At 66.1% G+C, this 22,703-nt stretch carries 20 protein-coding genes and 1 pseudogene; 5 read left to right on the forward strand and 16 right to left on the reverse strand.

Features of this window, described 5'->3' with window-relative positions; all coding sequences use genetic code 11:
* Window positions 1–53 precede the first annotated feature (53 nt).
* The 6 genes from G6N15_RS03885 to G6N15_RS03910 all read right to left on the reverse strand — a co-directional run bounded on the left by G6N15_RS03885 (window position 54) and on the right by G6N15_RS03910 (window position 8,007).
* Window positions 54–2,039, reverse strand: a complete 1,986-nt coding sequence (locus G6N15_RS03885; protein WP_083087207.1) for a VWA domain-containing protein — start codon at window positions 2,037–2,039, stop codon at window positions 54–56.
* A complete protein-coding gene (locus tag G6N15_RS03890; RefSeq protein ID WP_083087206.1) occupies window positions 2,032–3,426 on the reverse strand; it encodes a sigma 54-interacting transcriptional regulator in 1,395 nt (464 codons plus the stop codon). The genes G6N15_RS03885 and G6N15_RS03890 overlap by 8 nt, the downstream gene beginning before the upstream one ends.
* A 64-nt stretch (window positions 3,427–3,490) precedes the next feature.
* Window positions 3,491–5,074, reverse strand: coding sequence for a bifunctional phosphoribosylaminoimidazolecarboxamide formyltransferase/IMP cyclohydrolase (purH, locus tag G6N15_RS03895; RefSeq protein ID WP_083087205.1), 1,584 nt, complete (start codon window positions 5,072–5,074; stop codon window positions 3,491–3,493).
* A complete protein-coding gene (purN, locus tag G6N15_RS03900) occupies window positions 5,071–5,700 on the reverse strand; it encodes a phosphoribosylglycinamide formyltransferase (RefSeq protein ID WP_083087204.1) in 630 nt (209 codons plus the stop codon). The genes purH and purN overlap by 4 nt, the downstream gene beginning before the upstream one ends.
* Window positions 5,701–5,709: 9 nt before the next feature.
* Window positions 5,710–7,032 (reverse strand): cell division protein PerM, encoded by a 1,323-nt coding sequence (locus G6N15_RS03905; RefSeq protein ID WP_083087203.1) that lies wholly within the window; start codon window positions 7,030–7,032, stop codon window positions 5,710–5,712.
* Between the two features lie 48 nt (window positions 7,033–7,080).
* Window positions 7,081–8,007, reverse strand: a complete 927-nt coding sequence (locus tag G6N15_RS03910) for a DUF5336 domain-containing protein (protein WP_083087202.1) — start codon at window positions 8,005–8,007, stop codon at window positions 7,081–7,083.
* Window positions 8,008–8,277: 270 nt separating this feature from the next.
* Between G6N15_RS03910 and G6N15_RS03915 the strand changes: the two genes are divergently transcribed.
* Entirely contained in the window at window positions 8,278–9,126 is an 849-nt protein-coding gene (locus G6N15_RS03915; RefSeq protein ID WP_083087201.1) for an LLM class F420-dependent oxidoreductase, read from the forward strand.
* 64 nt (window positions 9,127–9,190) lie between these two features.
* On the opposite strand, the gene G6N15_RS03920 is transcribed toward G6N15_RS03915, so the two are convergent.
* Genes G6N15_RS03920 through sucC form a run of 3 tightly spaced genes read right to left on the reverse strand, consistent with a single transcriptional unit; the run spans window position 9,191 to window position 12,811 of the window.
* Window positions 9,191–10,717 (reverse strand): acetyl-CoA acetyltransferase, encoded by a 1,527-nt coding sequence (locus G6N15_RS03920; RefSeq protein WP_083087200.1) that lies wholly within the window; start codon window positions 10,715–10,717, stop codon window positions 9,191–9,193.
* A 5-nt stretch (window positions 10,718–10,722) separates the two neighbouring features.
* Window positions 10,723–11,625: a succinate--CoA ligase subunit alpha gene (gene sucD, locus G6N15_RS03925; protein WP_083087199.1), complete on the reverse strand. Its 903-nt coding sequence runs from the start codon at window positions 11,623–11,625 to the stop codon at window positions 10,723–10,725.
* Between the two features lie 22 nt (window positions 11,626–11,647).
* Window positions 11,648–12,811, reverse strand: a complete 1,164-nt coding sequence (gene sucC / locus G6N15_RS03930) for an ADP-forming succinate--CoA ligase subunit beta (RefSeq protein ID WP_083087198.1) — start codon at window positions 12,809–12,811, stop codon at window positions 11,648–11,650.
* 254 nt (window positions 12,812–13,065) lie between these two features.
* Between sucC and G6N15_RS03935 the strand changes: the two genes are divergently transcribed.
* Both G6N15_RS03935 and G6N15_RS03940 read left to right on the forward strand, forming a co-directional pair.
* A complete protein-coding gene (locus tag G6N15_RS03935) occupies window positions 13,066–14,127 on the forward strand; it encodes a M23 family metallopeptidase (protein ID WP_083087197.1) in 1,062 nt (353 codons plus the stop codon).
* A gap of 218 nt (window positions 14,128–14,345) precedes the next feature.
* Window positions 14,346–14,861, forward strand: a complete 516-nt coding sequence (locus tag G6N15_RS03940; protein ID WP_232070407.1) for a hypothetical protein — start codon at window positions 14,346–14,348, stop codon at window positions 14,859–14,861.
* Between the two features lie 10 nt (window positions 14,862–14,871).
* Here the strand turns inward: G6N15_RS03940 and pcrA are convergent, their stop codons facing one another.
* Window positions 14,872–17,196 carry a DNA helicase PcrA gene (gene pcrA, locus G6N15_RS03945; RefSeq protein WP_083087196.1) on the reverse strand — a complete coding sequence of 775 codons (2,325 nt, stop codon included), beginning with the start codon at window positions 17,194–17,196 and terminating at the stop codon, window positions 14,872–14,874.
* A gap of 230 nt (window positions 17,197–17,426) precedes the next feature.
* Here pcrA and G6N15_RS03950 point away from each other — a divergent pair, with 230 nt between their 5' ends.
* Window positions 17,427–17,729: a chorismate mutase gene (locus tag G6N15_RS03950; protein WP_083087195.1), complete on the forward strand. Its 303-nt coding sequence runs from the start codon at window positions 17,427–17,429 to the stop codon at window positions 17,727–17,729.
* Between the two features lie 10 nt (window positions 17,730–17,739).
* Here the strand turns inward: G6N15_RS03950 and G6N15_RS03955 are convergent, their stop codons facing one another.
* Complete coding sequence (locus tag G6N15_RS03955) at window positions 17,740–17,913, reverse strand: hypothetical protein (RefSeq protein WP_163747934.1); 174 nt, start codon at window positions 17,911–17,913, stop codon at window positions 17,740–17,742.
* Window positions 17,914–17,954: 41 nt separating this feature from the next.
* On the opposite strand from G6N15_RS03955, the gene pgi reads away from it, so the two are divergent.
* Complete coding sequence (gene pgi / locus G6N15_RS03960; protein ID WP_083087194.1) at window positions 17,955–19,619, forward strand: glucose-6-phosphate isomerase; 1,665 nt, start codon at window positions 17,955–17,957, stop codon at window positions 19,617–19,619.
* Between the two features lie 76 nt (window positions 19,620–19,695).
* Here pgi and G6N15_RS03965 read toward each other — a convergent pair whose 3' ends face one another.
* The 5 genes and pseudogenes from G6N15_RS03965 to cobF all read right to left on the reverse strand — a co-directional run bounded on the left by G6N15_RS03965 (window position 19,696) and on the right by cobF (window position 22,612).
* Window positions 19,696–20,445 (reverse strand): SDR family oxidoreductase, encoded by a 750-nt coding sequence (locus G6N15_RS03965; protein WP_083087193.1) that lies wholly within the window; start codon window positions 20,443–20,445, stop codon window positions 19,696–19,698.
* Between the two features lie 9 nt (window positions 20,446–20,454).
* Entirely contained in the window at window positions 20,455–20,922 is a 468-nt protein-coding gene (locus G6N15_RS23070; protein WP_232070408.1) for a zinc finger domain-containing protein, read from the reverse strand.
* A 156-nt stretch (window positions 20,923–21,078) separates the two neighbouring features.
* A pseudogene (locus tag G6N15_RS23500) lies at window positions 21,079–21,318 on the reverse strand (DNA-formamidopyrimidine glycosylase family protein); the annotation flags it as partial.
* A 16-nt stretch (window positions 21,319–21,334) separates the two neighbouring features.
* Window positions 21,335–21,733 (reverse strand): phage holin family protein, encoded by a 399-nt coding sequence (locus G6N15_RS03975; RefSeq protein WP_083087191.1) that lies wholly within the window; start codon window positions 21,731–21,733, stop codon window positions 21,335–21,337.
* A 132-nt stretch (window positions 21,734–21,865) separates the two neighbouring features.
* Window positions 21,866–22,612 (reverse strand): precorrin-6A synthase (deacetylating), encoded by a 747-nt coding sequence (gene cobF / locus G6N15_RS03980; protein WP_083087190.1) that lies wholly within the window; start codon window positions 22,610–22,612, stop codon window positions 21,866–21,868.
* Between the last annotated feature and the right edge of the window lie 91 nt (window positions 22,613–22,703).

Here is a 22,703-nt window from a genome sequence, read left to right on the forward strand (position 1 = left end):
GCGGTCATCCCAGTAAGATATCCGAATTGGCAAGTGCTAGAAGCTAAGCCAGCCTACCGTCGCCGCCGCCGAGACCGCAGATAGTCGCCGACCACCGCAGCGCCCAGCCCGTCGAGATCCGGCACGACGACGCGCCCTTCCACCCGCCGCGCGACCTGGTCGATGAACCGCGCCAAACCGGGATCGCTGCCGAGCCTGAAAATCGTTACCTGCGCGCCGAGTCGCGCCATGTCGTCGAATCCCCGCACGGTATGGGCAATGGTCCGCGGATGCGGTGGGTAGTCGAAAAATACGGCCGTGCCGTCGCCGTCGAAGTCTTCCAGGTGCGCCGTTGGCTCACCGTCGGTAACCACCAATACAACCGGCTGCGCGTTAGGGTGTCGCCGCAGATGTCGGCCAGCCAGTGCCAGCGCGTGGTGCAGGTTGGTGCCCTGCTCGTAGACACCCTCCAGACCCATCAACTCGGCGGCTGTCATGGTCCGTGCGTAGCGCCCGAAAGCGATAATCTGCAAGGCATCCGAACGAAATCGAGTACTCACCAGGTGGTTGAGCGCCAGGGCTGTCCGCTTCATCGGAATCCAGCGGTTTTCCATCACCATGGAGAACGAGGTATCCACCAACAACGCAACCGCAGCCTGCGTGCGGGTTTCGGTCTCGGAGACTTCGACGTCGTCAACGGTGATCCGGATGGGCCATTCAGCGGTCGCCGTCCCGGCCTGTCGCAGCACCGCGTTGGTCAGCGTGCGGGTGACGTTCCACGGCTCGGTGTCACCGAACTGCCATGGCCGCGTCGCGCCGGTCAGCTCACCGGCCGCGCCCGCACGCCGATGGTCGCGCTCGCCCCGTCGCCCCGAAAGCTGTTGGGCCACATCGCGCAGCGCCGTCTCACCGAGCCTGCGCATCGCCTTCGGCGAGAGCCGCCACTGCCCGTCGGAACCGCGATCGAGAAAGCCTTGGTGGAGCAGCGCACGCTCGAGCTCGGCGAGCGTCTGCGCGTCGATGGCGGCCTGGTCACCGAGCTGGCGGGCCAGGGCATCGAGATCGACGTCGTCCATGGTGGCGCCCGGATAGCTTTGCGACAGTTGCTCAGCCAGTTGTTCGAGCTCGGCGATGTCGGCCAACGCCTGGGCGCCCTCGCCCATGCCCAAGGGGTTGTCGCCGGAGAACTCCGAGCTTCCGTACCAGTCCTCCCCCGGACGCGCTGCCTGCAGGTGTGCATCCAACCGCTCCAACGCCTGCATCAGCGCCGGTGATCCAAAAGCCTGCTGCGCCAACGCGTCCAGCTCGGCGCGCTGCTCAGCGCTCAGGCTGTTGCGGAACCGCTGCGCGGCGGCGGCCCGCTTGGCCAGTGAATCCAGCAGTTCTTCGACATTGCGCGGGTTCTCCGGAAAGAACTCGCCATGCTTGTTCATGAAGTTGTCGAAATCTTGCTGCGTGTCCTGGCCGCGGGCATGCTTGTCCAGCAGCTCATTGAGGTCGTCGAGCATCTCGGTGACCCGCCGACGGTCCTCGTCGGTGGCGCCTTCCAGCGCCCGTTTCATCCCGGCGAAGCGTTGGTCGAGCATTTCGCGTCCGAGCAGATCCTTGATCTGCTCGTATTTTTCGCGGGCCTCGTTGCTGCGCCAGTTATAGTCCGACAGTTCTTGGATCGCCTTGGCCGGCGACGGCGACAACGACTCCAGTTGCAGCTCGCCGAACCGGGCGTCGTCGTCGATCGCACGGGCCAGTTCCTTGCGCTCGGCCAGCACTGCCTCGTCGAGCAGCTTTTTGATCTCCTGCAGTGTGCCGTCTAAGTTGTTGCGGCGCAGCAACTCCCGTCGGCGCCGGTTTGCCTCGGCCGCCAGCCGGTCGGCTCCGGGCAAGTTCTTGGTGCCGCGCCTAAGCAATTCGGACAGGGCCCGTCGCGGCGAGGTGCCGGCCATGACGTCTTGGCCGATCTGCTCGAGCGCCTCACGCAGGTCCACCGGCGGAGCCAGGGGGTCGGGCCCGCCGGTGTACGCCGAATACCGTAGTTGGTGCGCTCTAAAAGGTTCAGCCATAAATGGTTTCGCCTTCTGCGGACACCTTGTCGATACGCTTGGCCAGATACAGCGCCTCCAAAGCCAATTCCAGCGCCGCGGCGCGTTCGCCCTCGGATTCGGCGCCCAGCCGCTTGGCGATGCTGTCGATGACGGGCAGCTCGGGCAGCGCAGCCAGCACATTCTTGGCCGACACCCGTTCGCCCGTCGTCACCGCCGAACCTCCCTCCACCGCCGCGACCAGGGAGCCGACGTCGATGCCGCCCAGCACCCTGGACGCGGTGTCGGCGGTGGCCCGACGCAGCAGGTGTTCGAGCACAGCCTGCTCGCGGCCCTCTTCGCCGGATTCGAATTCCAGCTTGCCGCGCAGCACCTCGATGATCGTGCCGAGGTCGACCACCCGGGCCACCGGATCGGTCTCGCCAAGCACCGCGCCGCGATGCCGCGCAGCCGCCGCAACTGTCTCGGCGGCAGCGATCGCGAACCGCGCCGACACCCCCGAGCGCTGGTCGACCGACTTCGACTCGCGCAGGTAACGCGCGAACCGCGCGAGGATCTGGATCAGATGGTCGGGTACCTGGGCGCTGAGGTGAGCTTCCTGGACGACGACGCCCATCTCCGCCTCCAGCTCGAGCGGGTAGTGGGTACGGATCTCGGCGCCGAACCGGTCTTTGAGCGGGGTGATGATCCGTCCGCGGTTGGTGTAGTCCTCGGGGTTGGCGCTGGCGACCACCAGCACGTCCAGCGGCAGCCGCAACGTGTATCCGCGGACCTGGATGTCGCGTTCTTCCATGACGTTGAGCATCGACACCTGGATGCGTTCGGCCAGGTCGGGTAGCTCGTTGACCGCGACGATGCCGCGGTGTGCGCGCGGGATCAGTCCGTAGGCGATGGTTTCCGGGTCGCCCAGCGTGCGGCCCTCGGCGACCTTGATCGGGTCGATGTCGCCGACCAGGTCCGCGACGCTGGTATCGGGGGTGGCGAGCTTTTCGGTGTAGCGCTCGCTGCGGTGTTTCCAGGCGACCGGCAGGGCGTCCCCCAGTTCGGCCGCTCGCCGAATGGACTCAGGAGTGATGGGCGAATAGGGGTGTTCGCCCAGCTCCGCCCCGGCGATCACCGGCGTCCATTCGTCGAGCAAGCCCACCAGGGCCCGCAGCAGCCGGGTCTTGCCCTGACCGCGCTCGCCGAGCAGCACGATGTCGTGACCGGCGATCAACGCCCGTTCCAGCTGTGGTAACACCGTGTCGTCGAAGCCCAGAATCCCCGGCCAGATAGCTTCGCCATCTGCGCCTTCGGCGAGGCGTGCCAGCAAGTTCTCCCGGATCTCGGCTTTGACACCTCGTTCGCGATGCCCGGCGGCGCGCAATTCGCCGACGGTACGGGGCAGATGATTCGGTGCGGTCACCACACCACGCTACGACGGCCTGCAACTGGCGTCATAGTGTCCTGGGTTACCGGCGACGTTCGGCGCCTTAGTGAGAGAAATGCCGAGCGCCGGTCAGGTACAAGGTCACACCGGCTTTGGCGGCAGCAGCGGTCACCTCGTCGTCGCGCACCGAGCCGCCCGGGTGCGCGATCGCGGTCACTCCCGCGGCTGCCAACGTCTCGAGTCCGTCCGGGAACGGGAAGAACGCGTCGGAAGCCGCGACCGCTCCGCGTACCCGGTCACCGCCACGTTCGACGGCCAGCCGCGCCGCGTCCACCCGATTGACTTGCCCCATGCCGACACCGACCGTGGCCCCGTCGACGGCGATCACGATCGCATTGGACTTGACCGCGCGGCAAGCGCGCCAGGCGAACACCAAATCGGCCAACCTCTGCGGGTCGGCCGCTGAGCCCGCCGCCAACCTCCAGTTGTCCGGGTTGTCGCCGGACGCGTCGAGGCGGTCGCGTTGCTGCATCAGCAGCCCACCGCTGACCTGGCGCAGCTCGGTGCCGCCGCGCGGCGGCTCAGAAGCGACCAGTATCCGGATGTTCTTCTTGCGCGCCAGCACATCGACCGCGCCGGGCGCGTAGGCGGGCGCCACGATCACCTCGGTGAAGATGGTGTTCACGTACTCGGCCATCTCGACGCTGACTTCGGTATTGGCGGCGATCACGCCACCGAACGCGCTGAGCGGATCGCACTCGTGCGCCTTGCGGTGCGCATCGGCTACCGAGACCGACGAGACGGCGATGCCGCACGGGTTGGCATGCTTGATGATCGCCACGCAGGTCTGCTCGTGGTCGAACGCTGCTCGCCAGGCGGCATCGGCGTCAGTGAAGTTGTTGTAGGACATCTCTTTTCCGTGCAGCTGCTCAGCCTGCGCGAGCCCCGGCCAGGCGCGGTCGTCGCGGTAGAGCGCCGCCTCTTGGTGCGGGTTTTCGCCGTAGCGCAGCAGCGCTGACCGTCGCCACGTCCCGGCGAACCACTCCGGGAACGTGACACCCGACTGTTCGGGCGCAAGCACGGAGTCCATCCAGGTGGCGACGGCGACGTCGTATTCGGCAGTGTGCCGAAAGGCCAGGGCTGCCAGGCGCTTTCGCTCGGCCAGCGTGAATCCCCCATCGCGGACTGCGGCCAGCACACCCTCATACCCGGACGGGTCGACGACCACCGCCACGCTGGGATGGTTCTTGGCAGCGGCACGCACCATCGACGGTCCGCCGATGTCAATCTGCTCGACGCACTCGTCGACTACCGCGCCGGAGTTGACGGTCTCGGTGAACGGATACAGGTTGACCACGACGAGCTCGAATGCTGCGATGCCCAACTCATCAAGTGCCGCGGCATGCTCCGCTTTGCGCAGATCCGCCAACAGCCCGGCATGCACCCGTGGGTGCAGCGTCTTGACTCGGCCGTCGAGCACCTCGGGAAAACCGGTCACCTCTTCCACAGGTGTGACCCGGACGCCTTGGTTTGCAATGGTTTTCGCAGTCGAGCCGGTGGACACGATATCGACGCCGGCGGCATGCAGGCCGCGGGCGAGCTCGACCAGCCCGGTCTTGTCGTAGACACTGATCAACGCGCGGCGGATCGGCCTTTTCTGCGAACCCTGCCCGTCGTCGATGCTCATCCTATGGTCGCCTTTCGTCCGCTCCACGTCACGCCGCCGGTGGCCACCGCAGCCACCACATCGGCCAACAGTCGTCGTTCCACCACCTTGATGCGTTCATGCAAGATCGCTTCGTCGTCACCTTCGAGCACCGGGACGGCTTGTTGGGCCAGGATCGGTCCGGTATCGGTGCCGGCGTCGATCAGGTGGACCGTGCAGCCGGTGACTTTCACCCCGTGGGCCAGCGCGTCTGCCACCGCATGCGCACCCGGGAAAGCCGGCAGCAGCGCTGGATGGCTGTTGACGATACGCCCCGAGAAACGTGAGAGAAACTGCCGCCCAAGGATTCTCATGAAGCCGGCGGAGATGATCAGGTCCGGCGCGTGCGCTGTGGTGGCAGCAGTGATGGCGGCATCCCACGCCTCGCGGTCCGGGTGGTCGGCGGGCCTGACGATGAAGGTGGGCAGCGACGCATCATTGGCAATTTCGAGGGCCCGGCAATCGCGGTCCGCGCCGACTGCGACCACCCGGCCGGGGTAGTCGCCGACGGCCGCTTCTAGCAGAGATGCGAGCAGCGTGCCGGTACCCGACGCCAACACCACCAGCCGTGCCGGTGCGCTCGGGGGCACGCGGAGGGGTTGCTGCACACGGCGAGCCTAATCTGAATTCTTCGGCGGCTGGTCGGCGGTTGCGATGCCGATATCGTCGTCTGCGCCGTCGGCTGAAACCAGTCCGGCGTCGTCGGCAGTGTCGGGGACGTCTTCGAACTCCGGTTGCTCTGCTGCGGCTGGTTCGACGCCGACTTCCTCGGCCGGTTGCGGACTTGGCGCTGGCTTAGGCCTTTTGGGACCGCGCTTGACTCCGTTTGCCATCACCGCGGTGATCGCGCCGACGACCGAGAACCACAGGAACGCCGCGATCCCGAACGTGCCTTGATCGACGCCGACGTCGCCGAAGTTACCCAGCCGTCCGCCGGCGGCGTACCCGAGCAGCGCCATCGTCAACGCCGCCAAAGCCGCGGCCACCAGCACCTTGGCTATCGCCGAAACGAGCGGCAGTGCCCGACGCGCGCATTGCTGCCCGAGCGCCACACCCGACGACGCGCCGACGATCAGCAGCGCAACCCACACCGGGCTTAGCGGCGGCGACGGTGCCGCGGCCAGGACCGGCAAAGCGGGGATGTCGCCGCCGAAGACAGTGAACGAACTGAACGTCGCGAATCCCACGTGCGAACTGGACCCCACCGCGACCGCAGCCGTACCGACGATGACGTTCGGCGCATACAGCACGGACAGCACCGTCAGACTCAGCTGGCCGAACACCGAACCGGTGATCGCGTAGAGCTCATGCATCGTGGCCCAATGCACGACCAGTGATGCCGCAGTGACCAGCCCGGACAGCCCGAACAGCGCGAACACGCCCGCAGCTGCGGCGCGAAGTGACCCGCCCACCCAGTCCGGCAGTGGGGAGGCCGCGAGCGCCCGAGGCCCGACCCGTGATCCCACCCCGATCGCGGCGCCGACGGCATGCACCACAACCACACTGGCGAATGCGCGCAATGCGTTGGGCGTTTGCAGCTCGGTGAGCACCGACCCTGCATCGTGGATGACGGCCAAAGAAATGGCCGCAAAAAGCAACGGTCCTCCCAGCGCCGACGCCGCAATCCAGCGGATGACGAACCACGACGCCGTCGCCGGGGTGGCCAGTGCGGTGGTCCGCGCGGTCCCCCACACCATCAGCAGCACCGGAAGTAGCGGCATGACGCCCAGCTGGCGACCACCGATCGAGATCGGCACATCATGCACGCCGAGCCACATGCTGGCGATGGCGCCCAGCGCGCCGGTCATGTCGCTGTTGGCGATCAGCAACTGCAGCAAGGTGACCGCGGCGATGACGACCAACGCCACCAGAGCCGGTCCGAACGCGACCCGTAAAAGGTCACGTGCCTGGTGTGCGCCCGCTGCTCGACTGTCTTGCACCTGCGTCAGTCTTTGCGCACGTGGCTGGCTAGGCGCGGAAGCGCCCGGTTAGGACGGTGGTGGGCCTGAGGGGGAGGACGGTGACTGCGGCTGCTGGCCCTGGCTGTGCTGCTGGCCCTGCCCGGAGGCCCCGTGATTTCCGGAGTTCCCCTGGCCGCTCCCTGAAGAGCCCTGACCCGACCCGGATGACGGCGGCGGGCCGTAGCTGGGGAAGCCGGTCGGCGGGGTTGGCGGACCCTGCTGCGACGACTGTTGTTGCGGGCCGGTCTGCGGGCCCGACTGCGAGCCTTGTTGCGAACCCTGCTGGTGACCGACAGCACCGAAGCCGCCGGTGGACGGGCCGGAATAACCGCCGAACTGCGACCCGTAGCCGGAAGGACCGTGTTGCTGGAAGGGGCTGTGCTGCTGACCCCCGGGCTGGCCGTAGTAACCGCCGGGCTGCCCGTACTGCCCGTACTGCGCGTACTGGTCGTATTTGGGGCGCGGCGCCGGCGGGGTGACGACACCGGCGTCCAACAAAAGCGCGGCGACGGCGGCAATGGCCTGCAACACAGCGAATGCCAACACAAGCCACAGGCCCCAGCGGATGGAGAAGCCGCTGGGCTTGCTGAGCGTCTCTTGTATCACCACCAACGCGGCTAACACCGCTATTGCCGCGACGATCGCGTGGTAGCTCTTGGCTTTCGGCAGCAAACTCACCGCGGCCAGCAGCCCGGCCAGCAATGCCGCGGCGACGCCGACGCTTCCGCCGCCGCTTGAGATCTCGCCTCCGGCCGGGCCGACATCGGCGTTGATGGTCAACATGGGACCGAAACTCGCCAGGTAGGCGGCCAGACCGAGAAACGCGACCGCGATGATCAAGTAGAACGGCAGCTTGCTGGCGGTGTCATCGGATTTGGCGAACGACGGGCTAGAGCCTCCGTAGGAGCCGGGCGACTGCGCGGGCTGATATCCGGGACCGGGCGAGTAGGTCATTGCTTCTCCTGTGCTTCCAGTGCCGTTGGGGCGCCACGGTGTTGCGACGCTCTATTCGCCAGGCGCCGCTGGTGCGCGACGCTGCGTGGACCGCTCCATGAACGCCCTGACTTGCCAGCGCAGGCGTTGCGACGCGATTCGACCATCCACGCTAGCGCACGTTGCAGCGGGGGTGTCGGGGCGATCGGCGTGTCACCGTGGCGCGCGGCCCGCCCGGCGAATCACGCCCCCGCTTGCCCACTGAAGGTGAAACACGTTCTAATTCTCGACATGGATTACGGGCTTGTGCTTTTCACCAGCGACCGTGGCATCACGCCGGCGGCAGCCGCTCGGCTCGCCGAGGACCACGGCTTTCGCACCTTCTACGTGCCCGAGCACACCCACATCCCGGTCAAGCGGCAGGCCGCACACCCGACGACCGGCGACGCGTCGCTTCCCGACGACCGCTACATGCGCACCCTCGACCCATGGGTGAGCCTTGGCACGGCGTGCGCGGTCACCTCACGGGTGCGCTTGTCCACCGCGGTGGCCCTGCCTGTCGAGCACGACCCGATTACGCTCGCGAAGTCCATTGCCACACTCGACCACCTGTCGGGCGGCCGGGTGAGCCTTGGTATCGGGTTCGGCTGGAACACCGACGAACTCGCCGACCACGGAGTGCCATCAGGGCGGCGGCGCACGATGCTGCGCGAATACATCGAGGCGATGCGGGCGTTGTGGACTGAAGAAGAAGCTGCCTACCAGGGCGAATTCGTCAACTTCGGGCCGAGCTGGGCTTGGCCGAAGCCTGCGCAAAAGCACATTCCGGTGTTGGTGGGGGCTGCCGGCACCGAGAAGAACTTCAAGTGGATTGCCCGCAGCGCCGACGGCTGGATCACCACTCCCCGCGATTTCGACATCGACGAACCGGTGAAGCTGCTGCTAGACGTCTGGGCGAGCGCGGGCCGCCAGGGTGCGCCGCAGATAGTCGCCCTGGATTTCAAACCGGTGCCGGAGAAGCTGGCGCACTGGGCCGAATTGGGCGTGACCGAGGTGCTTTTCGGGTTACCCGACCGCTCCGAGGAGGAGATCGCCGCCTACGTCGAGCGGCTAGCGGGCAAGCTCGCCGCGTGCGTTTGATGCGCGAGCAGACGCAAAAGCCCCCATTTCGGCACGAAAAAGGGCGCTTTTGCGTCTGTTCGGCCTAGAGACTGCAGCGGTTGCCGTAGTCGAAGGAGCGCACGGAGACCGGCTGCCCGAGCGGATCGCCGTCGGTGAGCAGCGCAATCAGCTCGTCGTCCTCGGTGGTCGCAAGGAACCGGCTGTTGTCGGCGTCGAGCCGACCGATGATGATCCCGGTCAGACGCCCGTTGTCCCGGCGGACGGTGTAGGTCTCGATGGTGGCCGGACCGTCGGCGTGTTCGGTGACAGCCACGGTGGGCGCCGCGGCGATCTGCGTCTGCAGCTCGGCACTGCGATCGGGTTTCCACTCCACCGGCGTCGTCGAGTAGACGCCGACCGAGTACTTGCTCATGATGCCGCCGTTCGCGCCGACGAGGCCGAATTGGCCTGGCGCGCTCCGCATTCGGATGACTGTCTCCGCGACGGCGTGCATCGAGTAGTTGTTGCCGGCCCCGCCGAAGAACGGCAGCCCGCCGGTCAGGGTGAGCCCCCGCGGGTCGTCGGGTGCGATGCCCATACCGTCGCAGATGTTGAACACCGGCACCGGAAAGCAGCTGTACAGGTCGAAGGCGGCGACGCCGTCGATCCCGATGCCGGCGACTCTGAGCGCCTCCTGCACCGCCATCACCGCCGAGGGGGCATGTCCGAGATCGGGCCGGTCCAAAAGACTCTGCTCGGCCAGATCGGCATGGCCGTGCAGATACACCCAGTTCTCCTCCGGCACCCCCAGCCGCTGCGCTGCTCCCACCGACATCAGCAGCGCGGCGGCCCCCTGGTTCACCTGGTCGCGGGCGACGAGCAGCCGGGGATACGGGTCGGAGATCATCCGGTTGCTTTCGGTGACCGTGATCAGCTCCTCGACGCTGCGTTCGACGGGCGCGGCCGCGAACGGGTTGGCGGCGGCCACCTTGGTGAACGGCGCGAACAGCTCGCCCATCGATCGCAGGTAGTCGGCCGGGCTCAAACCGGTGCCGGCCCGTCGGGCGTTTTCCAGCAGCGCGTACTGGGTCGGAGCGTCCACCAGGCCGTGGATCACCGTGTAGCGGCTGATGATTCCTTCCAGACCGTAGCCGCGGTCTTCCAGCGAGCCCTCGACCGTCTCGGAGAAGTCCGGCCGGTTGTCGGATTCAGCGAAGTAGCGGCTGGTCGAGGTGGCGTCCGAGCCGAAGATCAGGACCGCCTCGCAGCGGCCCGCGGCGATCTCCGCGGCCAGTTCGTTGATCAGGTGCTGCGGGCCCTGGCCACCGACGATCTCCAGGATGGCGCGGCCGGGATCGGCGCCGATGCGCTGAGCCACCGACCGCGGATAGTTGTTCGACTTGCCCAACACCGGCTGAGCCGGCCCGGAGATCTCGAATTGGCGGACACCGGCCACCGTGTCGATTGCCGCGGCCACCTTGGCGAAATCGGCGCCGCAATCTTCTAGTGCGGCCCGGGCAGCTGCGGCGGCCAACTCCACGGCCGACATCGCGCGGTAGTACCGGTCATCGATGCGCTCGGCTGCTTGCCCGACACCGACGACGACGGTCCGGTGCGGATCGACGCTCATCGGCTCTACAGGCTCTGCAGAGTCTTCCGGGCCAGCGCAGCGGTCTCCGACGGCGTCTTGCCGACCTGGACACCGGCCGCCTCGAGGGCTTCCTTTTTGGCGGCGGCGGTGCCCGACGAGCCCGACACGATCGCCCCGGCATGACCCATCGTCTTGCCCTCCGGCGCAGTGAATCCCGCGACATAGCCGATGACCGGCTTCGAGACGTTGGCCTTGATGTAGTCGGCTGCGCGTTCCTCGGCGTCACCGCCGATCTCGCCGATCATCACGATGATCTTGGTCTCCGGGTCCTTCTCGAACGCTTCGATGGCGTCGATGTGGGTGGTACCGATCACCGGGTCGCCCCCGATGCCGATCGAGGTGGAAAAGCCGAGATCACGCAGCTCGTACATCATCTGGTAGGTCAACGTGCCCGACTTGGACACCAGACCGATCGGGCCGGGTCCCGTGATGTTTGCCGGGGTTATCCCGACCAGCGACTGGCCGGGGCTGATGATGCCGGGACAGTTCGGACCGATGATGCGGGTCTTATGGCCGTGCTCGACGTTGTAGGCCCACGCATACGCGGTGTCCTGCACCGGGATTCCCTCGGTGATCACCACCAGCAACGGGATCTCGGCGTCGACCGCCTCGATGATCGCGTCCTTGGCGAACTTGGGCGGCACGAAGATGATCGACACGTCGGCGCCGGTCTCTTTCATCGCCTCGGCGACGCTGCCGAACACCGGCAGCTCGACGATCCTGCCGCCCTTGTCCTCGTGGGTGACGGTGGTGCCAGCCTTGCGCGCGTTGACGCCGCCGACGATCTGGGTGCCCGCCTTGAGCATCCGGGCGGTGTGAACCGTGGCTTCGCTCCCGGTGATGCCTTGGACGATGACCTTGTTGTCCTTGGTCAGAAAGATTGTCATCTGCGCAAGTCCTTTCTGGGCGTCAGGCGCTCGCCAACTCAGCGGCTTTGTCGGCGGCCTCGTCCATGGTCGGTACCACCGTCACGAGGGGGTGGTTCGCCTCGGCCAAGATGCGGCGGCCTTCCTCGACGTTGTTGCCGTCGAGCCGCACCACCAGCGGTTTGGTCGCGGTGTCGCCGAGCATCTGCAGCGCCGACACGATGCCGTTGGCCACCGCGTCGCAGGCGGTGATGCCGCCGAACACATTGACGAACACGCTCTTGACCTGCTCGTCGCCCAGCACCACGTCGAGCCCCGCGGCCATCACTTCTGCCGAGGCGCCGCCGCCGATGTCGAGAAAGTTGGCCGGCTTGACCCCGCCGTGCTTTTCCCCGGCGTACGCCACGACGTCCAGCGTCGACATCACCAAACCCGCGCCGTTGCCGATGATGCCGACCTGGCCGTCGAGCTTGACGTAGTTGAGGTCGTTTTCCTTGGCTTTGAGCTCCAGCGGATCGGTGGCGTCGCGGTCTTCGAACTCGGCGTGACCGGGCTGACGGAAAGCGGCGTTGCCGTCAAGGGTGATCTTGGCGTCCAGCGCCAGGATCTGGTCGTCGGGAGTGCGCACCAGCGGGTTGACCTCTACCAGGGTGGCGTCCTCGGCGACGAACAGCTCCCACAGCTTGTGGATGGTGACCGCGGCGGCGTCGAGCACCTCGCTCGGCAGGTGACCCTGCTCGGCGATCGACCGCGCGAAGGCCCGGTCGACGCCCTTGACCGCGCTGACCGGAACCTTGGCCAGCCGCTCCGGTTTGGTGGCGGCGACCTCTTCGATCTCCATGCCGCCCTCCACCGAGCACATGGCCAGGTAGGTGCGGTTGGCGCGGTCGAGCAGGAACGAGATGTAGTACTCCTCGGCTATGTCGCTGGCCTCGGAGACCAGCAGTTTCTTCACAACGTGGCCCTTGATGTCCAGACCGAGAATGTTGCGGGCGTGCGTGTAGGCGTCCTCAGGGGTAGCGGCGTATTTCACACCGCCGGCCTTGCCGCGTCCCCCGGTCTTGACCTGCGCTTTGACCATGACCGGCCGTCCGATTTCCTCAGCGATCGCCTTGGCGCCGTCGGAGCTGTCGGTCACCCGCCCCGGGGTGGTGGGCACGTTGTGCTTGGCGAACAACTCCTTCGCCTGATACTCGAAAAGATCCATGGGCTCACTGTCTATGTGTCGGCCTATATCTCGGCGGCTGTGGTTGAGAACCACGCCTGCGGGGAACTGTATCGACACGACCGCAAAGCTCTGACGCCGCATCCAGCGATGTGGTGGAGGTCACCGCACGGGTGAAGTGATTCGGATCACAATCCCCGGGCGGATCATCGTCACGGGTTGCCACTGTCCTCGGTAAGTGGTTACCGTCTCAGGGTCCAGATAACGCTTTGGTTACGACCCGAGGACTTTCCAGGTTGACCCAGCATCGACTTGCCCGGTCTCCTGCATCAGGAGCCTCTCGCCGATCCACCCACCGCTTGTCAGACCTCGATCGCAACGAGATCACCGACATCATCCCCTTCAACGAGTTCGGCAGCCTCGACGACCTGGACTTCAGCGACAACTCCGCCTTCGACAAGGAAGTGCAGGTGCTGCGGGCGCCTGAACTCGACGACCTGCACGACACCGACAACCTGACGCCGCTGTGGTTGGCCGCTCCGAGCGAGTTCGAGCCGGATCCTGGTATCGAGCGCTGCACCGACGACGACCCGTATCTGGGCTTCGACGGGCTGGATGACGATGCCGACACGACCGCGATCCCGTGGCGGCGCGGCCAGCATCGCAAGCCGGCGAGCAGTGCGGTAAAAGGCCGGGTACTGATCTCGGCGATGGCGGCGGGTGCCGCGGCCGCGGCCGCGCACTCTGCGACCCATCCGTCCCACACCGCCAAGACCGAGACGGTGCTGGCCGCTGACGCGTCGTCCATCAACGGCGGGGCCGTGAGCAGCTCGGCGCGCGGGATGCAGATGGTGACCGTGCGACCGGCCGCCAACGTCGTCGTGCACAACGAGGAACTCGCCAAAGGCGTGGCCTTCGCCCAAGAACGCGCTCAGCGCGAGGCACGACTGCAGCAACCACTGTTCGTCATGCCGACCAAGGGCATCTTCACGTCGGGCTTCGGATACCGCTGGGGCGTCCTGCACGCCGGCATCGACCTGGCGAACTCCATCGGCACCCCCATCCTGGCGGTGTCCGACGGAGTGGTCATCGACGCCGGACCCACCGCCGGGTACGGAATGTGGGTCAAGCTGCGCCACGCCGACGGAACGGTCACGCTCTACGGTCACGTCAACACGACGTTGGTCAGCGTCGGCCAGCGTGTGATGGCCGGCGATCAGATTGCCACCATGGGCAACCGCGGCGATTCCACCGGGCCGCACCTGCATTTCGAGGTGCTGCTAGGCGGCACCACCCGCGTCGACCCAGTGCCGTGGTTGGCCCAACGGGGTCTTAGCGTCGGCAACTACGCCGGCTAACCCAGCGACCGAACACAATTCGGCTCGCCCGCGATCCGTCGCGGACTCTGCTCTCACCCGGAGCTGCATTGGTGGGTTGGGTCAGCGCACTTCTGGATAACCTGGATAGCGACCCACGCAACCGACGGCAGAAAGGCCTTGAGACGACTGCATCAGCCGACGACGACGCCTCAGCCGACTCTGGGGCGTCAGCGCAGCAAGAGGAACCACGGACGCGGATCATCCGGCGCGCCCCGACGTCACCGCTGCCCCCGGTCACACACCAGCTTCAGACCACCCAGATTCCTCGACGGCCGGATGCGTGGCAGGGCGCCGCTCGCCCGGGTCAACGCGGGAGCTACGGCGCAGCAGGTGCTGACGCCGGGGATCAGAGCAGCGCTACTACCATCGCCACCACTGCAGTCAGCTTCGTCAGCGGCTGGGCCACCGCGGTGGTCGCTACCGACCTGATCGGCGGCTGGTGGAGAAGCGACCGGCTGTTCTGCGTCGCCGTGGGCTTCCTGGCCTTGGTCTTTGCCCTGGCAACCGTCGCGGGCGTGATACTGCTGTTGCAGCGTCGCAGCCTCGGCCGCTATCTGATCGTCGCCGGGGCCGTGGTCGCGTTGCTCACCTATGGCGGCATCTTCATCGCGGGTGCGCGCGTGGCCTGGATCGTGCACACGCTCCCGATACTGCCGGTCGCCAGCGTGGTGCTGGCGCTGCACCCGCAGACGAAGCGCTGGCTCGTCGACTAAGGCGTCCCGGTTACAGCTTGGTGAGCGGGGCGTGGTTGTGCATCAGCTTGACGCGCCCGGAGCTGCCGAAGTCGATCAGCGACATCGCCGATTCGCCAACCCCGGACACTTCCTCCACCCGACCCAGCCCGTACTTGTCGTGGGAGACCCGGTCGCCGGGCTCAAGCACTAGCAGTGGGCGCTTTCCCGCGGTTGAGCGAGCCGGAGAGGGGCGTGGGGCGCCGAAGCGGCCGGCGCCGCTCACCGGTGCACTGAACGACGGAGTCGGATCCGTGCGCCGCCAGTCGATGAGCTCTTGTGGGATTTCGCGCAGGAACCGAGATTCGGGGTTGAGCATCGGCTGTCCCCACGACGACCGGATTTTCGCGCGGCTGACGTAGAGCCGTTGCCGGGCCCGGGTGATGCCGACGTAGGCCAGCCGCCGTTCCTCGGAGAGCTCGGCGGGATCATCCAGCGCCCGCATGTGCGGGAACATCCCGTCCTCCCAACCGGTAACGAACACCACCGGGAACTCCAGCCCCTTGGCGGTGTGCAAGGTCATCAGCGTCACCACGCCCGCGCTGTGCTCCGGAATCTCGTCAGCGTCGGCGACCAGCGACACCCGTTCGAGGAACTGCGCCAGCACGCTGGTGTCGGGCACGTCTTCGTCTTCCGGGGTGTGCAACGACTCGTCGAGCGCGGCGGCGTTGGCCTGGTCGGTGCTGAATTCGTGTGCGACGCTGACAAGTTCGTTGAGGTTGTCCAGCCGGGCCAAATCCTGTGGGTCGGTGGAAGCTTCGAGTTCGGCGCGGTAACCAGTCCGGTTCAGCACCGCCTCCACCAGCTCACCGAGGTCGTCGTCGAGGCGGCCGCGCAGATCGTCGAGCAACTCGACAAAACCCGCGATCGCCTTCTCCGCGCGGGCATTGAGCATCGGGACTTTGCCTTCGGCGGCGGCCTGCAGGGCGTCGGCGAAGCTGGCGCCGGTGTTCTCGGCGTACACCGCCACACAGGCCTCGGCGCGATCACCGATGCCGCGACGCGGTGTGTTGAGGATGCGTCGCAGGCTGACCGCGTCGCCCGGGTTGTCCAGCACCCGCAAGTACGCAACGATGTCGCGGATCTCTTTGCGCTCGTAAAACCGCACTCCCCCAACGACTTTGTAAGGGATGCCGGCGCGGATGAAGACCTCTTCCAGCGACCGCGAAGAGTTGTTGGTCCGGTAGAAGACGGCCACATCGTTGTAGGTGATCTCGCCGCGCTCGACGAGTGCGTCGATCTCCTCGGCGACGAACCTGGCCTCGTCGTGTTCGTTGTCGGCGACGTAGCCGACGATCAGCTCGCCACTGCCGGCGTCGGTCCACAGTCGCTTGTCGCGACGCCCGGAGTTGCGGGCGATCACCGAATTGGCCGCCGACAGAATGTTTTGCGTGGAGCGGTAGTTCTGTTCCAGCAGGATCGTGGTGGCGTCCGGGTAGTCGCGTTCGAAGTCCTCGATGTTGCGGATGGTGGCGCCGCGGAACGCGTAGATCGACTGGTCGGCGTCACCGACCACACACAACTCGCCGGGAGGGACGTCGTCTTCCACGTCGCGGCCGACCAATTCCCGCACCAGCACGTACTGGGCGTGGTTGGTGTCCTGGTACTCGTCGACCAGGATGTGCCGAAACCGCCGCCGGTAGTGCTGGGCGATCTGAGGGAAAGTCTGCAATATCCCGACGGTCTCCGAAATGAGGTCGTCGAAGTCGAGCGCGTTGGCCGCCCGCAGCCGACGCTGGTATTCGGCGTAGACGGCGGCAACCGTGCGGGCGAGGTCGTCGGTGCCCTCCGAGACACTGGCCGTGGCCTTTTCGGCGTCGATCAGCTCGTTCTTCAGGTTGGAAATGCGGTTAGCCAGCAGCCGCGGCGAGTACCGCTTGATATCGAGCCCCATGTCTCTGCCGATCATCTGCAGCAGACGTCGGGAGTCATCGGCGTCATAGATGGAGAAATTGGAGTTCAAGCCCGGAATGAGCGAGGCGTGGTTGCGCAGGATCCGCACGCACATCGAGTGAAATGTCGACACCCACATGCTGCGGGCGCGCGGGCCGACCAGCTGCACCACGCGGTCGCGCATCTCCGCGGCGGCCTTGTTGGTGAAGGTGATGGCCAATATCTGCCCGACGCCGACATCGCGCGCAGCCATCAGGTAAGCGATGCGGCGGGTCAGCACCGCCGTTTTTCCCGAGCCGGCACCGGCGACGATCAGCAGCGGCGAGCCCTCATGCAGCACGGCTTGGCGCTGCTGCGGGTTGAGGCCGTCGAGGAGCTGCTCTGCCTCCGGGGCTGGCCGGGCGTCGGTCACGCGAATGGTCATATCCGTCCAAACTTACCGCCGTTGGCCGACAGTTTTTGCGTTGGCGCGACCGATAGTGGCTACACTCGACCCGTGCTCGAAGCGCAGCTTGGTCGACGATCGTGACGCATGCGCGTCACCGATTTTTCTACGGGTACTCCACAGCGGTGCCCGTGGCTTAGCTGCTTCCCAGAGCCCCGTGGTTCGCGTCCGGATCCGGGGCTCGTCGGTTGTGTGAGGCCCGATACCGGATGAGAGCAGATTCCCCACACAACGAGAATTCGGAGACGAAACCCATGGAAACCGAAGAGCTTCCAGACATTGACGAGCTGCGCCAAGAGATCGACCGCCTCGACGCCGAGATCCTGGCCGCAGTCAAACGCCGCACCGAGGTCTCCAGAGAAATCGGTAAACGCCGGATGGCGTCAGGCGGCACCCGGCTGGTACACAGTCGCGAAATGAAGGTCATCGAGCGCTACAGCGAACTCGGTCCCGACGGCAAGGACCTGGCGATGCTGCTGCTGCGGATGGGCCGGGGCCGGCTCGGACACTGATCACGCCCGGTCAGGCCGCGGGATCGTTGTGCATCCAGGATTTCGAGTGTGCGCTGACGGTGTTGACCGTGCGCTGGCGGTTTCGAGCGTGCGGTGGCGGCGGCACCTTGGCGATTTTTCCGCCCTGGATGCACAGCGGATGGACGACCCCGGCCTGGCTACCCACCTGGGGCTCGGGGCCCACTCATCGGCCTGATCTGTCTGGCGTGACTATCGTCGGAAAGCATGACCTCCGTCCAACAGATTCCTGACATCACAGCCACCGAGGCATGGCATGCCCTGCGCAGGCATCACGACGAGATCAAAGACACCCACCTGCGCCAGCTGTTCGCCGACGATCCGGGCCGTGGACGCGAGTTCACTGTCACTGTCGGCGATCTATACATCGACTACAGCAAACACCGCATCACCCGCGAGACGCTCACACTGCTGACCGACCTGGCGAGGGCGGCCAACCTGGAACAGCGTCGCGACGAGATGTTCGCCGGTAAGCACATCAACACCTCGGAGGACCGCGCGGTGCTGCACACCGCGCTGCGGCTGCCGCGAGATGCCGGGCTAGTCGTCGACGGGCAGAACGTCGTGGAGGACGTCCACGCGGTGCTGGACAGGATGGGTGATTTCACCGATCGTCTACGCAGCGGCGAATGGACCGGGGCCACCGGAAAACGGATCAGCACCGTGATCAACATCGGAATCGGCGGTTCGGACCTGGGTCCCGTGATGGTGTATCAGGCACTGCGCCACTACGTCGACGCCGGCATCTCGGCGCGGTTCGTCTCGAACGTCGATCCCGCCGACTTGACCGCGAAACTGGCCGACTTGGACCCTGCCACAACGCTTTTCATCGTCTCGTCCAAGACATTCTCGACTCTGGAGACACTCACCAACGCGACTGCGGCCCGACGTTGGCTGACCGATGCGCTCGGCGACGACGCGGTGGCCAAGCATTTCGTCGCGGTCTCCACCAACAAGGAACGGGTGGCGGATTTCGGCATCGACACCGCCAACATGTTCGGCTTCTGGGATTGGGTCGGCGGCCGCTATTCGGTGGACTCGGCGATCGGGCTGTCGGTGATGGCTGCCATTGGCCGAGAACGGTTTGCGGACTTCCTGTCCGGCTTCCATATCGTCGACGAGCACTTCAAGACCGCGCCGCTAGAGTCCAACGCGCCTGCGCTGCTTGGCCTGATCGAGCTGTGGTACTCCAATTTCTTTGGCGCACAATCACGAGCGGTGCTGCCCTACGCCAACGACATGGCGCGCTTCGCCGCCTACCTGCAACAGCTGACCATGGAATCCAACGGCAAGTCGGTGCGCGCCGACGGCACACCCGTCACCACGGACACCGGTGAAATCTATTGGGGCGAGCCGGGAACCAACGGCCAGCACGCCTTCTACCAGTTGCTCCATCAGGGCACTCGGCTGATACCGGCCGATTTCATCGGCTTTTCGCAGCCGCTCGACGACCTGCCGGACGCAGACGGCAAGGGCAGCATGCACGACCTGCTGATGAGCAACTTCTTCGCCCAGACCCAAGTGCTGGCGTTCGGCAAGACCGCGGAGGAGATCGCCGCCGAGGGCACGCCCGCAGACGTGGTGCCGCACAAGGTGATGCCGGGCAACCGGCCCACCACGTCGATTCTGGCGACCCGGCTAACCCCGTCGGTGCTGGGGCAGCTGATCGCGCTCTACGAGCACCAGGTGTTCACCGAGGGTGTGGTGTGGGGCATCGACTCGTTCGACCAGTGGGGTGTGGAGCTGGGCAAGACGCAGGCCAAGGAGCTGCTCCCGGTGATCAGCGAGGAGGCCTCACCGGACAAGCAGTCCGACAGCTCCACCGACGCGCTGGTACGCCGCTACCGCGCCGAAAGGGGCCGCAGCGCCTAGTTCCCTTTCGCGAGCGGGCGCACTTGCACAGACTTCTGCGGCGCGTCGTGCACAAAAACGCCCGCTCGCGCCAGGGTTACGCGAAGTATTTCATCAGCGGCGGAGGCAATACCCTCATCAACTGGACCATCGGCGCCCAGGGCCACCACGGCACCGCGGCGCGGCCCGGCTCACGCTCGATGGCGCCCACCAACGCGTTGACACCGGTTTGGTTGTCTACCATGAACAGCGTCGATGCGGATTTCGCGGTCATCTCCGACTCGATGTAGCCGGGCTCGATCACCGACACCTTGATCGGGCCGCTGCGGTATTCGGCGCGCAGCGATTCTCCCAGCGACCGGATACCGGCTTTGCTGGCGGCATACGCCGCCTTGACGCCCGGCACCCCCTTGGCGCCGAGCACGGAGGAGATCAGCACCAAATGCCCCGACCCGGCCTGCTTGAACATTTCCAGCGCGGTTTCGATCTGCACCAAGCCCGCCACCAGGTTGGTTTCGATCGTCGCTTTGTTGGCCCACAGCTTGCCCGAACCCAACGGCGCGCCCTTGCCGATGCCGGCGTTGACGATGATCCGGTCGAGTCCGCCGAGCGTGTCGGAAAGTTCGGCGAACACTTTCGGCACCTGCTCGTGGTCGTTGACATCCAACTCGGCGACTGCCACCGTGATACCCGGATATTGTTGTGTCAGTTCGTCTTTCAGCTCGTCGAGCCGGTCGGTGCGACGAGCGCATAGCGCCAGGTCGCGGCCTTTGGCGGCGAATTGCCGCGCCATTCCGGCGCCGAGCCCCGAGCTGGCGCCGGTGATGAGGATCTTCTGTCGAGTCACCTGGGCAGGCTACTTGAGCAGCCGTGACATCCGCCGGTCGGCCAGCACCTTGCCGCCGGTCTGGCAGGTCGGGCAGTACTGGAACGACTTGTCGGCGAACGACACCTCGCGCACGGTGTCGCCGCAGACCGGGCAGGGCAGACCGGTGCGGGCGTGCACCCGCAGTCCGGAGCGCTTTTCGCCCTTCAACGTGGCGGCCTGTTGACCGACCGAGCGAGTGACAGCGTCAGTGAGCACGGACATCATCGCGTCGTGCAGCGCAACGACCTGGTCGCGCGACAGTTTCGCGGCGGTGGCGAACGGCGAAATCTGAGCGACGTGCAGGATTTCGTCGCTGTAGGCGTTGCCGATACCGGCGATCACCTTCTGGTCGGTCAGCACCGTCTTGATCCGCCCGCTCTCCCCGGCCAAAAGACCAGCCAGCTGGTCGGGGCTGACCTCCAGCGCATCGGGACCCAGCGCCGCGATGCCCGGCACCTTCGCCGCATCGTCGACCAGCCACACCGCCAGCCGCTTCTGCGTGCCAGCCTCGGTCAGATCAAAGCCGGGCGCCTGGCCCGGTGTGCCCAAGTGGACACGCAAAGCGATCGGCCCTTTACCCGGGCGCAGCGGCGCAGCCGGCAAGTTGTCGGACCACCGTAGCCAGCCGGCCCGCGACAGGTGCGTGAACAACAACAGCTCTGCGGCCCGCACACCGAGGTATTTGCCGCACCGCTCGGCTCCCGTGACCGTCTGGCCGTGCAGCGCGGTGATCGGCGGATCGAAGGTCTTGAGCACCGAAAACGCTGCAACGTCGATGCGGCCGATCCTCATACCGACCGCATGGCGGCGCAGATGGTCGGCCAGCGCTTCGACTTCCGGGAGTTCAGGCACCTATCCAGTGTGCCCGTCACCTGCGGGCGCGGCTGACGTCGCGTGCCGCCAGCGACAACAGCCAGCTCACGATCGACAACACGATCGCAGCCCAAATCGCGGTCCACCAGAAGTGGTCGATATGCAGGCCCCAATGAGTCGTGTGGCGGGTGATCCAGGCCGTGATCCACAACATCAACGCGTTGATCACCACGTGAAACAGGCCCAGCGTGAGGATGTAGAGCGGGATCGACAGGATTTGCACGATCGGTTTGATGAAAGCGTTGACCAGACCAAAGATCACCGCGACCACGAAGATGATGCCGACCCTCTCCAACCGGTTGTCGCCGCCGACAAAGCTGATGCCAGGGACAAACAGCGTGACCACCCACAGCGCGAATCCGGTGAAGGCGGCACGGAGGAGAAAAGGGCCCATGGCGTCAGATCCTGCCAGCGCAGCTATTTCGCCGACCCTGTAATGGGCGCAGGAAAGACCGATTAGGCCACACGCCGGCTACAGGCTCGGCGTCAAACCGACCGCCAAAACCGTCGCCATAACCGCCAATCCTCAATCGGCGGCGCGCAATAAATAGGTGTCCATGATCCAGCCGTGCCGGGCGCGGGCGTCGGCACGCAGCGAGGCGATCCACTCCCCCACCTCGCCGACCGTGCCGGATACCAGCAGTTCGTCGTCGGTGCCCAGGTAGGCGCCCCACCAAATCCGGGTATCGGGCGCACACAAGTGAAACGAGCACTCCCCGTCGAGCATGACCACCGCCGAACCCGAGAACCCATGCGCGCGAAGCTGCCGGCCGGTGGTGATCAGAACCGGTTCGCCCACCTCGTTCAACGGAATGCGATGGCGGGCGGTCAGCGCCTGCACCGCGGTGATGCCCGGGATCACGTCATAGCTGATGTCGATCTCGGCGGCCACCGCCTCCAGGATGCGCAACGTGCTGTCATACAGCGACGGGTCGCCCCAGGCCAGGAAGGCACCGACGCCCCCGGGTTCAAGCTCGGCAGCAATCGCGGTAGCCCAGACCCGTGCGCGCGCCGCATGCCAGTCCGACACCGCCTCTCGATAATCGGCACTTCGTGCCCGCGGCGGGTCCGCTAGTTCGACAAACCGGTAGCCCGGCTCGCGGATGAACCGCGCGCAGATCTCGCGGCGCAGTGCCACCAGATCGCTTTTGGCCTCACCCTTGCCCATCGCGAAGAACACCTGGGCGTCGTTGAGTGCCTCGACGGCTTGGACGGTGACGTAGTCGGGGTCCCCGGCCCCGATGCCGATGACGTGGATATGCCGACCGGTCATGTCGTCCCTTCTGGTGTTTGGACTCGGTGTTTCGGCGCATCGCTTCGGGGTAATCTCGGCCCGAGTGCGGGTCGCTCCCCAGCGCGCTGGT

It is taken from the genome of Mycobacterium noviomagense, assembly GCF_010731635.1.
Classification (GTDB): Bacteria; Actinomycetota; Actinomycetes; order Mycobacteriales; family Mycobacteriaceae; genus Mycobacterium; species Mycobacterium noviomagense.

Excerpts from the sequence above, each read along its gene's own strand:
- G6N15_RS03885 (WP_083087207.1), bottom strand. The coding sequence starts at position 2,039 with ATGGCTGAACCTTTTAGAGCGCACCAACTACGGTATTCGGCGTACACC.
- purH (WP_083087205.1), bottom strand. The coding sequence starts at position 5,074 with ATGAGCATCGACGACGGGCAGGGTTCGCAGAAAAGGCCGATCCGCCGC.
- G6N15_RS03910 (WP_083087202.1), bottom strand. The coding sequence starts at position 8,007 with ATGACCTACTCGCCCGGTCCCGGATATCAGCCCGCGCAGTCGCCCGGC.
- G6N15_RS03915 (WP_083087201.1), top strand. The coding sequence starts at position 8,278 with ATGGATTACGGGCTTGTGCTTTTCACCAGCGACCGTGGCATCACGCCG.
- G6N15_RS03920 (WP_083087200.1), bottom strand. The coding sequence starts at position 10,717 with ATGAGCGTCGATCCGCACCGGACCGTCGTCGTCGGTGTCGGGCAAGCA.
- sucD (WP_083087199.1), bottom strand. The coding sequence starts at position 11,625 with ATGACAATCTTTCTGACCAAGGACAACAAGGTCATCGTCCAAGGCATC.
- sucC (WP_083087198.1), bottom strand. The coding sequence starts at position 12,811 with ATGGATCTTTTCGAGTATCAGGCGAAGGAGTTGTTCGCCAAGCACAAC.
- pcrA (WP_083087196.1), bottom strand. The coding sequence starts at position 17,196 with ATGACCATTCGCGTGACCGACGCCCGGCCAGCCCCGGAGGCAGAGCAG.
- G6N15_RS03950 (WP_083087195.1), top strand. The coding sequence starts at position 17,427 with ATGAGAGCAGATTCCCCACACAACGAGAATTCGGAGACGAAACCCATG.
- pgi (WP_083087194.1), top strand. The coding sequence starts at position 17,955 with ATGACCTCCGTCCAACAGATTCCTGACATCACAGCCACCGAGGCATGG.
- G6N15_RS03975 (WP_083087191.1), bottom strand. The coding sequence starts at position 21,733 with ATGGGCCCTTTTCTCCTCCGTGCCGCCTTCACCGGATTCGCGCTGTGG.
- cobF (WP_083087190.1), bottom strand. The coding sequence starts at position 22,612 with ATGACCGGTCGGCATATCCACGTCATCGGCATCGGGGCCGGGGACCCC.